Below are 13,617 nucleotides of genomic sequence, written 5' to 3'. Positions count from 1 at the left end.
CGCCCCCCCGGGGGGGGGGGGGCCCCCGGCCGGATGCGGGAGGCGGGACGGTCGGCGCGCACGGGTGGGGTCAGCTCCGTCCGTGCCGGAGCGCGGGGTGGGCGCCGGCGGCGACCAGGTCGGCCACGGCGGCCCTCGGGTCGCGGCCCGTGACCAGGGACTCCCCCACGAGCACCGCGTCGGCGCCGGAGTTCGCGTACGCGATGAGGTCGTGCGGACCCCGGACACCGGACTCCGCGACCTTGACGATGTGGTCGGGGATCTCGGGGGCGACGCGCTCGAAGGTGGAACGGTCGACCTTGAGGTCCTTCAGGTTGCGCGCGTTGACGCCGATGATCTTCGCTCCGGCGTCCACGGCGCGCTCCGCCTCCTCCTCGTCGTGTGCCTCGACGAGCGGCGTCAGGCCGATCGACTCGGCACGCTCGATCAGCGAGACGAGTGCCTCCTGGTCGAGGGCGGCGACGATCAGCAGCACGAGGTCGGCGCCGTAGGCCCGTGCCTCCCACAGCTGGTACGAGGTGACGACGAAGTCCTTGCGCAGGACCGGGATGTCGACCTTGGCGCGGACCGCCTCCAGGTCGGCGAGCGAGCCGCCGAAGCGGCGCTCCTCGGTGAGTACGGAGATGACGGACGCGCCGCCCGCCTCGTAGTCGGCGGCGAGCGCGGCCGGGTCGGCGATGGCGGCGAGCGCCCCCTTGGAGGGGCTGGAGCGCTTGACCTCGCAGATGACGGTCACGCCCTCGCCGCGCAGGGCGGCGACTCCGTCCTTGGCCCCGGGAGCGCGCGCTGCGCGTTCCTTGAGCTCGTCGAGGCTGACACGCGCCTGCCGCTCCGCGAGGTCGGCGCGGACGCCGTCAATGATCTCGTCGAGCACACTCACGCGAGCGGCCCCCTTCCGAAGCGGTGATGAGGATCAGGATCAGCCATCTCGATGGTATCCGCAGGATGGCGCTGACCCCGCATCCAGTGACCGTACGTCCCACCGGCTGGGCATTCAGGGAGCCAGCGCCGAGCCGATGGGAAGGTTCCTGATCACCGAGAAGACCAGCAGCAGCGCGCCGGCAGCCCACCAGTAGGCGGGCGCGAGGGCGATGCGCATGGGCCGGCCCCGGCTCGCACGGACCGCCCAGAGCAGCCAGACGACTGCGAAGACGGCGTAGCCGACGACGGCCAGGGCGTTGGAGCCCAGGGCCGCGGGGATGTCCCCGTGGGCGAAGGCGTGGGCGCTGCGCAGACCGCCGCAGCCGGGGCAGAGCAGTCCGGTGAACCGGAGCATGGGGCAGACCGGGTAGTGGCCGGATTCGTTCGGGTCGACCGCGGCGACGTAGCCGAAGGCGCCGACGACGACGGCCATGACACCGACGGGGGTGGCCAGCCGCCTGAGCCGGGAGGCCGGGGCGGGAGGCGGCGGGAACACGGGGCCGGGCGCGCGGGGCACGGGGGCCGGGTCAGGGGCGACGGGAGAGGCTGAGGCGTCCACGCGCCGATTCTCCCCGCTCGCGCGGAAAGGCGCAGCCCGGTCCGGGCTGCGCCTCGCTTCGTGTCGCCGTGGCGGCACCGTCCTCAGGCGGAGGTCTGCGCCTGTCCGGCGCGGGCCCTGGCCGCGGCGAGCTCGGACGACTCCTTCGGCATGCCGAGACCGGCGGCCTTCATCGCGAGACCGACGACCCCGCCGAGGAGGGTGACGGCGATGCCGGCCCAGAAACCGAGCGGGTTCGCCGCGACCATGAAGACGCCTGCGACGCAGAAGCCGATGAAGCAGATGATGACACCGGTCCAGGCGGCCGGGGTGTGTCCGTGGCTGCTGCCCGCCATGAGTTGCTCCTCGTTGGTGTTGCGCTGAAGGTGGCGCTGTGCTGAAAGCTCGGTTCCATTGTCCCGTACGTCCTGTGGGACCCGAGCCCGGGGGTCATGCCTCGCGCGTCGGGTCCTCGCCACGGTCCAGGGCCTTCCACAGTTCCTCGGGCCGGTCGGGGTCCGGGGCCGTGCGGGGGGCCTTGCGGGGTCGGGGGGTGCCGTCGCGCTCGTACCGGCCGGACATGGCGGGCCAGCGGCTGCCGAAGCGCAGGGCGAGCAGTCCTGCGAGCAGGATCAGCAGCCCGCCGGCTGCGGTGACGTAGGGCCAGGCCGTGTGGCTGAGGGCCTCGACGGTCGCGGACGCGTCGCCGGTGGTCTGCGCTGCCCGCTCGTCCAGGGCCGCACTGTCCGAGGCGCCGGCCCAGGCGCTCAGCCCGGCGCCGAGGCCGCTGAGGGCCAGCAGGCCGGCGACGACGGTCCGGCCCGCGCCGCGCACGGCGAAGACGGCGACGAGGGCGGCCAGGCCGACGACGGCCAGTGCGGCCGGGAGTCCGGTGACGTCCTGTCCGTCGGCGCTGAGCGGCAGGACTCCGCCGCCGACGGACGCCTTGCCCTCGGCCCAGGTCTGCCCCGAGGCGAGGAGTACGACGGTGGCTCCGGCGGCTCCGAGGAGCAGGCCGGCGCCCAGGCTCCGGCGGCTTCCCGCGCTGTCGGGCGCGGAGGCGGCACGGGCACGGGGCTGGGGTACGGGGACAGCACTCACGTACTCCACTATCCCCTACCGGCTCGGACCGCCCGGCGGACGGGTCGGTCTCAGCCGGTCCGGAGCCGGTTCGCCGTGTGGACCGCGCGCAGGACGGCCGCGGCCTTGTTGCGGCACTCGGTGTCCTCGGCGACGGGGTCGGAGTCGGCGACGACGCCCGCTCCGGCCTGGACGTACGCGGTGCCGTCGCGGAGCAGGGCGGTCCGGATGGCGATGGCGGTGTCGGAGTCCCCGGCGAAGTCGAGATATCCGACACAGCCCCCGTACAGGCCGCGGCGGCTCGGTTCGAGCTCCTCGATGATCTGCAGGGCCCGGGGCTTGGGCGCACCGGAGAGGGTCCCGGCGGGGAAGCACGCGGTGAGCACGTCGAAGGCGGTGCGCCCCTCGGCGACACGGCCGGTGACGGTGGAGACGATGTGCATCACGTGCGAGTACCGCTCGACCGACATGAAGTCGACGACCTCGACGCTGCCGGGTGCGCAGACCCGCCCCAGGTCGTTGCGGCCGAGGTCGACGAGCATCAGGTGCTCGGCGCGTTCCTTGGGGTCGGCCAGCAGTTCGTCGGCGAGGGCCTGGTCCTCGTGCGGGGTGGCCCCGCGGTGCCGGGTGCCGGCGATGGGGTGGACCATCGCGCGGCCGTCCTCGACCTTGACGAGCGCTTCGGGGCTGGAGCCGACGACGTCGAACCCGTCGAAGCGGAAGAGGTACATGTACGGCGAGGGGTTGGTGGCCCGCAGGACCCGGTAGACGTCCAGCGCGCTCGCCGTGCACGGGGTCTCGAAGCGCTGGGAGGGGACGACCTGGAACGCCTCGCCGGCCCTGATCCGCTCCTTGACGTCCTCGACGGCGTCCTGGAAGGCCTGGCCGCCCCAGAGCGCGGTGTACGGCGGGAGTTCGGAGGGGGGCAGCGCGGTGGGGACGTTCTCCACGGGCCGGGACAGGTCGCGTTCCATGGCGTCGAGCCGGGCGACCGCGTCGGCGTGGGCCTCGTCGACGCCGGTGTCCAGGTCGTTGTGGTTGATCGCGTTGGCGATCAGCAGGACGGTGCCGTCCCCGTGGTCGAGCACGGCGAGGTCCGAGGTGAGCAGCATCGTGAGTTCGGGGAGCCCGAGATCGTCGCCGCCGTGCTCGGTGATCCGCTCCAGCCTGCGTACGACGTCGTAGCCCAGATAGCCGACCATGCCGCCGGTGAACGGCGGCAGGCCGTCGCCGTCGACCAGGTCACGGGGGGTGTGCAGGGTCTCGACGGTGGCCCTCAGGGTCTCCAGCGGGTCGCCGTCGACCGGGACGCCCACGGGCGGGGTGCCGTGCCAGTGCGCCTGGCCGTCGAGTGCGGTCAGGGTGGCGGCGCTGCGTACCCCGATGAAGGAGTAGCGGGACCAGGTGCGGCCGTTCTCCGCGGATTCGAGGAGGAACGTGCCGGTGCGCTCGGCCGCGAGCTTGCGGTACAGCCCGACCGGGGTGTCGCCGTCCGCGAGGAGCCGGCGGCTGACGGGGATGACACGCCGGTCGACGGCGAGCTTGCGGAAGGTCTCGAGATCCATGGCGGCTGACCTTACCGGGGGCCGGTGATCGGGAGGACGTCCTCGTCGAAGCAGGTGCGGGCGCCGGTGTGGCAGGCGGCGCCCGTCTGGTCGACCTTGACCAGGACGGTGTCGGCGTCGCAGTCCAGGGCGACGGATCTCACCCGCTGGACGTGGCCGGAGGTGTCGCCCTTGACCCAGTACTCCTGGCGGCTGCGCGACCAGTAGGTGCAGCGGCCGGTGGTCAGGGTCCGGTGGAGGGCCTCGTCGTCCATCCAGCCGAGCATGAGCACCTCGCCGGTGTCGTACTGCTGGGCGACGGCCGGGACGAGTCCGTCGGGGCCGCGCTTGAGGCGGGCGGCGACGGCCGGGTCGAGATTGCTGGCGGGTACGGGGCCGGGCGTGCTGGTCATGATCCCCATTGTGCCGCCCCGGAGGGGGTGTCCGGCCGCACGTCCACTGGGCGGACGCCGTGCGGCGGCCGTACGCTGGCGGGCATGTCGACCCATGCGAAGCGTGAACGTCTCCTGCTCGCCGACCTGTTGGAAGCGGCGGGCCCGGAGGCCCGGACCCTGTGCGACGGCTGGAGGACGCGTGACCTGGCCGCCCATGTGGTGGTGCGCGAGCGGCGTGCCGACGCCGCGGGCGGGATCGTGCTGGGCGTGCTGAAGAACCGGCTGGAGCGGGTGCAGGCCGAATTCGCCGCCAAGCCGTACGAGGAGTTGATCCAGCTCATCCGTACGGGTCCGCCGCGGATGTCCCCCTTCGGCCTGAAGCAGTTGGACGAGGCTGCGAACACCGTGGAGTTCTACATCCACGCGGAGGACGTACGCCGGGCCCAGCCCGACTGGTCGCGGCGGGACCTGGATCCGGTCTTCGCCGACGTCCTGTGGTCGCGCACCGAGAAGAGCGCGCGGATGATGGGCCGTCGGGCGCCGGTGGGTCTGGTGCTACGGCGTCCCGACGGCCAGACCGTGGTGGCCCACAAGGGCACCCCGGTGGTGACGGTGACCGGGGAGCCGGGTGAGCTCCTGCTGTTCGCCGCGGGCCGCCAGGACGCGGCGCGGGTGGAGCTGGAGGGCGACAAGGACGCGCTGGCCAGGCTGCACACGGCGGAACTGGGCCTGTAGCGGGGACGCGGACCGGGCCCCCGTCGCTCAGGCTTCACCGCCGGGCCGGGCGGGTGCCCGCCGGGCCCGGTGGCGGGAGTGTTCCCCGGCGGTGGTGTCCGGGCCGGGGCGTGTTCCGAGCAGCCCCAGCAGGAAGCCCGCGGGGATCGTGACGAGGCCGGGTGTCTGGAGGGGGAACACGTCGAAGTCCCACTCCGGGAACAGGGCGACGGGCGTGCCGGAGAACGCCGGCGAGAGGATCATCAGTACCGCGATCAGGGGCAGTGTCCCGTACACGGTCAGTCGGACCCCGCGGGCGTCGAAGCCGGGCCGGAAGAGGGCGTACAGCAGGACGGGCGGCAGGATCGAGGCGGCCGCCGCGAACGACAGGGAGAGCAGCACCTGCGGGTTGCGGTCGTGGGTGTACGCCGAGAGGAGCACGGCCGTCGCCCCGATCGCGGCGACGGCCCAGCGTGCGCGGCGGATCTCCTTGCGGGAGGCCTTGCCCTCACCCTGGGCTCCCGAGTCCACCGCGAAGTCGCGGGTGACGGAGGAGGCGGCTGCGAGGGTGATGCCGGCGACGGCGGCCAGGGTGGTGGCGAACGCGGCGCAGGCGACGAGGGCGAACAGCGGGCTGTCGCGCGGTCCCGAGGCGCCCGGGTCGAGGGCCCCGGTCACCATCAGCAGGGCGGTGCCGCCGGCCGGGTCGGCCGCGCGCAGCAGGTCGCGGCCGACCAGCGCGGACGCCCCGAGTCCGACGACGACGATGCCGGTACAGAGGAGGGCGACCGGGGCGACGGCCCAGGCGCCGGTCCTGCGCGCGGTCCGGGCGTCGCGGATCGGGTGGAGCCGCATCATGATGTGGGGCATGCAGGCGGCGCCGAGCACGAGCGTGGCCTGGAAGCCGATCAGGTCGAGCCCGCCCGCGAGTCCGTGGCCGAACTGGAGCCCGGGCCGTGCGTAGGCGCCGCCCGCCTGGCTGCCGGTCCGCGCGGCGTCGAAGAGGGCGAACGGGGACCATCCGAAGCGCGCGAGGACGAGTCCCGCGAGGAGGGTGACGGCGCCGAGGACGACGGCCACCTTGAGGATCTGGATGTAGCCGGTGCCGCGCATGCCGCCGAAGGCCGAGTAGCAGACCATGAGCGTGCCGCTGGCGACGGTGCAGCCGGTGAGCGCGCCGTCGGGCAGTCCGAACATGGCCGTCATGACGTGCCCGGCGGTGGTGAGCTGCACGAGCAGCAGCGGGGCCAGCACGACGAGGGTGGCCACGCCCAGCGCACGGCGTACGGAGCCGTCGCCGAGCCGGTCCGCGAGGAAGTCGCCGAGGGTGAACACGCCCTTGCGGCGCAGCCGTTCGGCGAAGAGACGCATGACGAGGGCCAGGGAGGCGACGGTGGCCAGGGCGAACAGCAGTCCGTCGAACCCGGCCAGCGCGACGGAACCCGTGGTGGAGAGCAGCGTGGCGGCGGAGACGTAGTCCCCGGCGATGGCCAGGCCCCCGCCGACGGGGCCGAGGGCGGCGCCGCCCGCGTAGAAGTGTTCCGGGTCGTCCTGGTCGGCGGCGGCGAGTCCGCACAGCAGCAGGGACACGGCGACGAAGCCGAGGAAGATCACCACGGCCAGGGACCGGGCGTCGATCGCGCCGCTCACCGGACGCGCTCCGCCGGTACGGCTCTGCAGGCAGGTTGGGGCATGCGCGCCATGGCACCAGCCGGGGCGCGGACGGCACAGGGGGCGGGTGCGGTGCGCGGCGCCCGTACAGCGCGTACGGACAGGGTCTGTGCGGCCGCACAGGGCCGGGCGGCCGGAAGCCGGGAGTCCGCCCGGGTCGCCGGTGCACGCTCGGGAGGGGGCGCGGCCCCGGGCGGGCTCGTGCCCTGTGCCGGGAGCGCCGAAGTCGCGGCCTCGGGGCCCGGCCTCCGCCCGGGTCCGGGGTGTCCGGGGTGTCCGGGGTAGGGGCCGCGGCCGGTCGGCCCGGGGTGGGTTCAGCCCTCCAGCAGCCGCCGCGCGGCGAGGGCGAGTGACACCTCGACCGCGTCCGTGGGCCGCGTCAGGCAGCGCCCGGTCAGCTGCTCGAAGCGCCGCAGCCGGTTCAGCACGGTGTTGCGGTGGCAGTAGAGCCGGGCCCCCGCCCGCTGCGCCGAGCCGTCCGAGTCGAGCCACGCGGTCAGCGTCTCTATGAGCACGTCCCGGTCCGCCGGGTCGAGCCGGCCCAGCGGCCCGAGGACGCGGTCGGCGAGTGCCGCGCCGAGCCCGGGCGAGGACACCACGAGCGCGGCGGGCAGTTGTTCGTCGAGCAGGACGGTGCCGCCGGACGCCGGGCAGGTGCGCAGCGCGGTCTCGGCCATGCCCCGGGCGTCGCCGACGAAGGCGAGCCCGTCGACCACGGAGCTGATCCCGACCCTGGTCCCCGGAGGCGCCGTCAGCCCGGCGGCCAGCGCGGCGAGTTCGCCGTCCGCTCCGGGGCCGGCACCGGCGAGGGGGCCGGGGTCGGCGGCCGGGGTCCCGGCCTCGCCCGGCGGTTCGGTGTCCGCCGCGGGTTCCGCCCCGAGCGGCAGGATCGCCAGTTCGACCTCGCCCGCGGAGTGCCAGAGCGCCTGGGTACCCTCGGCCAGGGTGAGCGGGGGCCGGCCCGCGCCGTGCGGGGCTCGGCGGGCGCCGGCGACCGCGAGTACGGCGTACCGGCCCTGCACCGGCAGTCCCAGCATCGCCGCGGCGTCCGGCAGGTCCGCGATGCGTGCGGTGCCGTCCAGGAGTGCCGCGGTCATCAGGCGCTGCTGGTTCTCCCTGCGCCAGGAGAGCCGCCGCTCGGCCTGCCGGTAGGCCTCGGCGACCACCGCGCAGTGCTCGTCGACGAAGTTCCAGACGTCCGCGGCGACATGGACGAGCAGCCGGGTGTCCTCGGGGTGGCGCCGGGCGGTGTCGTCGACCAGGTCCTGCCAGACCATGGCCCCGCCCATCCGGAAGGCGTGCATGACCGCGTCCAGGGGTACGCCCTGTTCGGCGCGGCTCTCGCCGATCCACCGAGAGGTGCGGTGGGCGGCCTCGCGGAACTCCCGGGGCTGGATCAGTGAGGCGACGTTGTGCCGTAGCGAGTGGTGGACCTCCTGCCAGATCTCGGCGGGTTCGGTCTCCATGGCGGCGCGGTAGGCGGGCTCCTGCTCCCGCAGCGCCTCGACCAGCCGGTCGGTGAGCTCGGGCAGCGCCTCCAGCAGCACGCGGGCCGCCCGGTGGAGCACGGCCACGGCCTCGCGGTCGGCCAGCGAACGGAAGCGGCGCGGCAGGGGTGAGACGGGGGGCGGTCCGTGCAGCGCCCTGATCCGTGAACGTACGACCTGTGGCATGGCGGCCCTCCACCGGGAATCGGCCGGCCGCGGTTGGGCCGGCCCCGGTGTGCGCCCGGCCTCGCGTTGGGCAGGTGCACACCGATCGATCCTGACGACCGCAGAATGGCATACCGCCCGGTCGGTACCTAGGGGTGTGCGCGGTTCTTCTCATCACGGTCCTGCAACCTCGCCCCGGCCTCACGGTCCAGCAGCCGTGCCAGCTCGGTCCTCGAGCGGACGTTGAGCGCCGCGAAGACGTTGCGCAGATGGTGGTCGACGGTCCGGGGGCTCAACGAGAGCCTCAGCGCCACCTCACGGTTGGTGGCGCCCTCGGCGACGAAGCGGGCGATCCGCTGCTGCTGCGGGGTGAGTCCGGCCAGCGGGCCGGGGCCGCTCCTGTCCGGCCCGTCCACCGCCTCCCCGGCGGCCCGCAGCTCCCCGCCCGCCCGGTCCGCCCACACGCGGGCCGAGCAGCGTTCGAAGCCGACCAGCGCGTCACGCAACGGGCCGCGCGCCTCGCGGGTACGGCGCAGGCGTCGCAGCAACTGGCCGTGGAGCAGCCGCGTGCGGGCGCGCTCGAAGTCGCCGCCGGCGCGGTCGTGGTGGACCAGCGCCTCCTCGTACCGTGCTGCGGCCTCGTCGGGCGGTGCCAGCAGGGCGCGGCAGCGGGCCAGTTGCGCGGGGACCTGCGGGTCGGTGGTCCGGGCGGTCCACAGCGCGAACTCTTCGACCGCGCCCGCCAGTTCGGCGGCTCCCTCGTCCGCTCGGCCGGACAGCGCCATCGCCTCGACGTAACACGGCACCGCGAGCATCCGGGTGGCGAAGTGCCCGGTACCGGGGCCGGGCCTGACCAGTGGTCCGAGCCGTGCCGCCGCCTCGCCCGGCCGGCCGGCCGCCAGGTCCGCGCGGGCCACCGCCCAGGTCGCGAGCGTGGCGGCCTGGGCCAGGCCGTGCGGACCCGCGCCGGCCAGCGCCGCGTCGGCGTGGGCGGCGCACGCCTCGGCGGGCCCCTCGACGGAGGCCGCGAGCGCGAGCACGGCGTGCAGATGTGTCGCGGAGTTGGGCTGGCCCGTACGCCTCGCGGCGTGCAGCCCCTCCAGCGCGTGGGCCCGTGCCCTGGCGTGCTGCCCGGCCCGCAGTTCGGCGTAGGCGAGTTGTTCCAGGGCCTGCGGCAGCAGGGATTCCGGTCCCCGGGTGCGGACGGCGGCGAGCGCGCGGGCTCCCGCCCGGCAGGCCGCCTCGACCTCGCCGAGCACCAGAGCCGAGGCCGCCGCCCGCAGGAGCTCGCCCGCGCACTCGGCGCGGTCGGCCGAGTCCAGGCAGCGGCGCAGCAGGGCGTGGCCGCGGTCGGGGTGGCCGGCGAGCACGGCGCACATGCCGGCCCGGTACCGGGCCATGGACCGGTCGGCCGCCGCCACGGGTATGCGGTTCATGGCGTCCAGGTAGGCGATGGCGTCCCCCATGTGCCACGCGGCCTCCGCCGCGCCGAACAAGGCGTCCAGGGTGCGGCGCGGGTCGTGCGGGGCGAGTAGTTCGGCCGCGGTCAGCAGTGCCTCGCGGGCGTCGGCGGCGGGCCCGTCGCGCAGGGCGAGCATGCCGCGTACGTAGGGCGCCGCGCCCCCGGCGGGGCGCGGTCCGACGCGGGCCAGCATGGCTCGTGCCCGGCCGGTGTCCCCGGCCAGCCTCGCCTGCTCGGCGGCGGCCGTGAAGCGGGCGGCGCGCAGGGTGTCGTCGGCGGAGAGGACGGCGGCGCGGGCCAGCGCGGCCGAGCGTTCGCCGTGCGGGCACGGGGCGGCGGCGGCCGTCTCCAGCCGCTCCGCGAGGGCGGCGTCGGGTCCGGGCGCGGCACAGGCCCGCTGGACGAGCGCGGGCAGCGGGGGCGAGCCGGGTCCCGCGAGCAGGCCGGCCAGCAGTTGGTGCGCCGCGCGGCGGCGGCCGGGCGGCGCACGGTGCAGGACCGCGCGGCGCAGCAGCGGGTGGCTGAAGTGCACGCGGCTGCCCGCTCGCTGGAGGGCGCCGGCGGTCCCGGCGGGGGCGAACAGCACCTGGTCGAGCTGTGCGGTGGCCAGCCCCGCGCGGGCGCCGGCCCGCAGCAGCAGGGCGGCGTCCGAGCCGGCCCCGTCCGGCTCGTGCTCCTCCGCCGCCGCCGCGAGCAGCAGCAGGGTGCGGGTGTCGGCGGAGAGCTCGCCCAGGTGTTCGGCGTGGGCGTCCAGGACGCCCTCGGCGCCGGGCAGCGGATACGGCAGCGCGGTGCGTCCGGCCAGCTGGCCCGGGGTGAGGCGGCCGACGAGCCCGGTCAGCAGCCGCGGGTTCCCGGCGGCCTCGCGCAGGAGTTCGCAGCGTACGACGGGGTCGACGTCTCCCGCGGCGCCGGTCAGCCGGTCCAGGAAGGCGGTGGCGGCGTCGTCGTCGAGCGGGCCCAGGCGCAGCGCGGGGAGTCCGGCGAAGGCGGTCTCGTCGGCCGCGCCGATCACCACCGCGACCCGGCTGCCCGCGCCGAGCCTGCGGGCGGCGAATCCGAGGGCGGCACGCGAGTCGGGGTCCCAGGCGTGCGCGTCGTCCACGCACACCAGCAGGGGCTGTTCGGCGCCCAGGTCCCGCAGCACGCCGAGGAGGCCGCCCGGGGTGATCCCGGAGCGCAGGAGCGTGTCGGGCGGTACGGGCATGGGGCCCGGCGCGGAGCACAGGAGCGCGTGCAGCCCGCTGTAGGGCAGTCGTTGTTCGGTGGGGGCCGCGGCGGCGAACAGCACGGGGCCGCCGTGGCGTCCGAGGTGGTCGGCGGCGGTCCTGCGCAGCAGGGCGGTACGGCCCAGGCCGGGCGGCGAGGTCAGCACGAGCGCTCCGCCGTCCCCGCCCCGCAGCCGCCCCAACAGGGTTTCCAGGATGGCGAGTTCACCGCTGCGGCCGTACAGCCGGAGCGGACTGTGCACGGTCGTCGATGAGGTCACCCCATGCACGTTACTTCCGCGTAAACAGCGTCGGAAGGCTCGCGTCCGCTCCTGGTTCCCGGGCGGCGCGGTGCGGTGCGGGCTCCCAACACAACGGCGTCGGTACTGTGCGGGGGCACAGAACCGGGGCGTTCCCCGGCGGCACGCCCATAACTTCGTCACATGACGGATGAATTGCGTACACACGACGGTCTGACGCTGCGCTACTGGTCCTGGTCGCGGAATCCGGACGCCTCGCTGCCCCCGGTGGTGCTGCTGCACGGCTTCGCCGCCCACGCCCGGCTGAACTGGGAGGGCCCCGGGGTCGTGGAGGCGCTGGTGGCCCGGGGGCGCCGGGTGTACGCCCTGGACGCGCGCGGGCACGGCGAGTCGGACGGGCCGCACACCGACGCGTACTACGGGGAGTCGCTGATGGCCCGTGACGTGCGCCTGCTCATCGACCGGATCGGCGCGGACCGCGTGCACGTCGCGGGGTACTCCATGGGCGCCGTGGTCGCGATCCTGGCAGCGGCGGACGACGCTCGGATCAGCGGGCTGGTGGCCGGCGGGATAGGCGCGGGCGCGGTGGAGGTCGGCGGGCTGGACACCCGGGTGATACCTCCGGAACTGGTGTCGGCGGCGCTGACGGCCGAGGACGCGGCGGACGCGCCCGAGCGGACCCGGGCCTTCCGTGTCCTGGCGGACACCGCGGGCTGCGACCGGCTGGCCTTGGCCGCGCAGATCCGCTCGGTGCACCGGGACGCGCTGCCGCTGGACCGGATCGTGGTCCCGACGCTCGTCGTCGCCGGGGCGGGCGACCCCCTCGCGACCCGGCCCGAGGTGCTGGCGTCGGCGATCGGCGGGGCGGAGCTGGTGGTGCTGCCGGGGGATCATCTGACGGCGGTACGCGACCCCGGGTTCGCCGCGGCGATCGCCACGTTCCTCGCCCGGGGCTGATCCGGCCGCGCGGGTACGGGACCGGTCCGAGCACCTCGGACCGGTCCCGGGGCGCGGGAAGGGGCCGGGCCGCGGTACGCGCGGCCCGGCCCCGGCTGCCGGCGTGGTCAGGAGGTGTGCGGGCAGTTGCCCCTGTACTCGGCGATCGTCAGGCTGGTCGACGGCAGCGGGCACAGGAACTGCTCGTAGCGGGTGTCGTTGTCGATGAAGCGCTTCAGCCACGAGATGCTGTACTTCGCGATCGTCGTGTTGGAGGAGTTCGGGGTGAAGTGGCTCGCCCCTCGCAGCTCCAGGTACGCCTTGTCCAGCGAGCTGGGCAGCGAGTTGTAGAACGGCTCCGAGTGCGTGGCAACCGGGGCGACCGTGTCGCCGTCCGCACCGATGACCAGGGTCGGGGTCTTGACCTCGGGCCAGGTCTTGTCGGTGTTCCAGCCGGTCAGCGGGATGGCGGCCTGCAGCGACGGACGGTCCTTCGCGGCCTCCAGCGTGCCTCCGCCGCCCATCGAGTGCCCCATCACACCGAGCCGGGACGAGTCGATGCGGGTACGGGCCGAGCTCCTCTCCGTGAGGTAGTCCAGCGCGGCGAGCAGCTGGTCGCCACGGCTGGCGGGCTGGTCGACCGTGGTGTTGGTGTCGATGGTGAAGACCACGAAGCCCTGCGAGGCCAGACGCGGGCCGAGCCAGGCGATGCTCGACTGGTAGGCGGTGAAGCCGGGGGCGATGACTACGGCGCCGAACGTACCGTCGGAGGTGGACGTGGGGTAGTAGATCGTGCCGCCGCCGAAGCCGCTGACACCCAGTGAGGAGACGGTGGTCTGCGACGTGGCGTACGAGCCGCGGCTCGCCTCGATGCTGGAGTTGCTCGGGGCCGGACCGCGCTCGTAGGGGTTGTCGGCGGCCTGGGCGCCCGGCATCAGGGCGGTGACCAGACCGGCGGCGGCCGCCGCGGCCGCGACGGCGAGTCCGGCCGTACGGGAGCGGCTCTTCGACATCCGGTGGCGGCGCGGGGAGATGTCGCCGGAGGGGAGGTGCTGCTGCACGAGGGGGGATCCTCTCGGTTGTGGCGGCACCGCACGCGCCGGCCCTCGGCCCGTCGTCCGGGGGCCTCGGGTGGAGCACCGCGTGGGTGGCGCCGTCATTCGTTGACGATCGCCACTCTCGCGGCGCTCCCCCGGTGCGGACATCGGCGAGATCGCCGGTCCTCGCGTCGGGCGT

Annotated in this window: 12 protein-coding genes; 2 read left to right on the top strand and 10 right to left on the bottom strand. The window is 75.0% G+C overall.

Annotated elements, in window-relative coordinates:
* Window positions 1–70: 70 nt before the first annotated feature.
* From trpC to hisI, 6 genes are all read right to left on the bottom strand, one after another.
* Complete coding sequence (trpC, locus tag AB0I83_RS26215; RefSeq protein WP_356533641.1) at window positions 71–880, bottom strand: indole-3-glycerol phosphate synthase TrpC; 810 nt, start codon at window positions 878–880, stop codon at window positions 71–73.
* Window positions 881–994: 114 nt separating this feature from the next.
* Window positions 995–1,438 carry a DUF2752 domain-containing protein gene (locus AB0I83_RS26210; RefSeq protein WP_356841349.1) on the bottom strand — a complete coding sequence of 148 codons (444 nt, stop codon included), beginning with the start codon at window positions 1,436–1,438 and terminating at the stop codon, window positions 995–997.
* A gap of 125 nt (window positions 1,439–1,563) precedes the next feature.
* The gene (locus AB0I83_RS26205) at window positions 1,564–1,815 is read right to left on the bottom strand and encodes an HGxxPAAW family protein (protein ID WP_356533639.1); all 252 of its coding nucleotides are present in this window, start codon (window positions 1,813–1,815) and stop codon (window positions 1,564–1,566) included.
* A gap of 94 nt (window positions 1,816–1,909) precedes the next feature.
* Complete coding sequence (locus tag AB0I83_RS26200) at window positions 1,910–2,569, bottom strand: TIGR02234 family membrane protein (RefSeq protein WP_356533637.1); 660 nt, start codon at window positions 2,567–2,569, stop codon at window positions 1,910–1,912.
* Window positions 2,570–2,610: 41 nt separating this feature from the next.
* Window positions 2,611–4,104, bottom strand: coding sequence for an anthranilate synthase component I (locus tag AB0I83_RS26195; protein WP_363306349.1), 1,494 nt, complete (start codon window positions 4,102–4,104; stop codon window positions 2,611–2,613).
* Between the two features lie 11 nt (window positions 4,105–4,115).
* Complete coding sequence (gene hisI, locus AB0I83_RS26190; protein ID WP_356533635.1) at window positions 4,116–4,496, bottom strand: phosphoribosyl-AMP cyclohydrolase; 381 nt, start codon at window positions 4,494–4,496, stop codon at window positions 4,116–4,118.
* A gap of 84 nt (window positions 4,497–4,580) precedes the next feature.
* Between hisI and AB0I83_RS26185 the strand changes: the two genes are divergently transcribed.
* Complete coding sequence (locus AB0I83_RS26185) at window positions 4,581–5,213, top strand: TIGR03085 family metal-binding protein (protein ID WP_363306348.1); 633 nt, start codon at window positions 4,581–4,583, stop codon at window positions 5,211–5,213.
* 27 nt (window positions 5,214–5,240) lie between these two features.
* Here the strand turns inward: AB0I83_RS26185 and AB0I83_RS26180 are convergent, their stop codons facing one another.
* The 3 genes from AB0I83_RS26180 to AB0I83_RS26170 all read right to left on the bottom strand — a co-directional run bounded on the left by AB0I83_RS26180 (window position 5,241) and on the right by AB0I83_RS26170 (window position 11,466).
* Complete coding sequence (locus AB0I83_RS26180; protein ID WP_363306347.1) at window positions 5,241–6,842, bottom strand: cation acetate symporter; 1,602 nt, start codon at window positions 6,840–6,842, stop codon at window positions 5,241–5,243.
* A 335-nt stretch (window positions 6,843–7,177) separates the two neighbouring features.
* Window positions 7,178–8,536 carry a helix-turn-helix domain-containing protein gene (locus tag AB0I83_RS26175; RefSeq protein WP_363306346.1) on the bottom strand — a complete coding sequence of 453 codons (1,359 nt, stop codon included), beginning with the start codon at window positions 8,534–8,536 and terminating at the stop codon, window positions 7,178–7,180.
* A gap of 128 nt (window positions 8,537–8,664) precedes the next feature.
* Entirely contained in the window at window positions 8,665–11,466 is a 2,802-nt protein-coding gene (locus tag AB0I83_RS26170) for a LuxR family transcriptional regulator (RefSeq protein WP_363306345.1), read from the bottom strand.
* 162 nt (window positions 11,467–11,628) lie between these two features.
* On the opposite strand from AB0I83_RS26170, the gene AB0I83_RS26165 reads away from it, so the two are divergent.
* Window positions 11,629–12,402 carry an alpha/beta fold hydrolase gene (locus AB0I83_RS26165; RefSeq protein ID WP_363306344.1) on the top strand — a complete coding sequence of 258 codons (774 nt, stop codon included), beginning with the start codon at window positions 11,629–11,631 and terminating at the stop codon, window positions 12,400–12,402.
* 107 nt (window positions 12,403–12,509) lie between these two features.
* On the opposite strand, the gene AB0I83_RS26160 is transcribed toward AB0I83_RS26165, so the two are convergent.
* Complete coding sequence (locus tag AB0I83_RS26160; RefSeq protein WP_363306343.1) at window positions 12,510–13,442, bottom strand: alpha/beta hydrolase; 933 nt, start codon at window positions 13,440–13,442, stop codon at window positions 12,510–12,512.
* Window positions 13,443–13,617: the final 175 nt, after the last annotated feature.

The sequence above is a fragment of the Streptomyces sp. NPDC049970 genome (assembly GCF_040660235.1).
Classification (GTDB): domain Bacteria; phylum Actinomycetota; class Actinomycetes; order Streptomycetales; family Streptomycetaceae; genus Streptomyces.
This window is presented reverse-complemented; position numbering and strand designations above follow the sequence as displayed.

Bases quoted from the DNA above. Each gene is read 5' to 3' on its own strand.
- AB0I83_RS26185 (WP_363306348.1), top strand. From the start codon at position 4,581: ATGTCGACCCATGCGAAGCGTGAACGTCTCCTGCTCGCCGACCTGTTG.
- AB0I83_RS26165 (WP_363306344.1), top strand. From the start codon at position 11,629: ATGACGGATGAATTGCGTACACACGACGGTCTGACGCTGCGCTACTGG.
- AB0I83_RS26195 (WP_363306349.1), bottom strand. From the start codon at position 4,104: ATGGATCTCGAGACCTTCCGCAAGCTCGCCGTCGACCGGCGTGTCATC.
- AB0I83_RS26205 (WP_356533639.1), bottom strand. From the start codon at position 1,815: ATGGCGGGCAGCAGCCACGGACACACCCCGGCCGCCTGGACCGGTGTC.
- AB0I83_RS26175 (WP_363306346.1), bottom strand. From the start codon at position 8,536: ATGCCACAGGTCGTACGTTCACGGATCAGGGCGCTGCACGGACCGCCC.
- hisI (WP_356533635.1), bottom strand. From the start codon at position 4,496: ATGACCAGCACGCCCGGCCCCGTACCCGCCAGCAATCTCGACCCGGCC.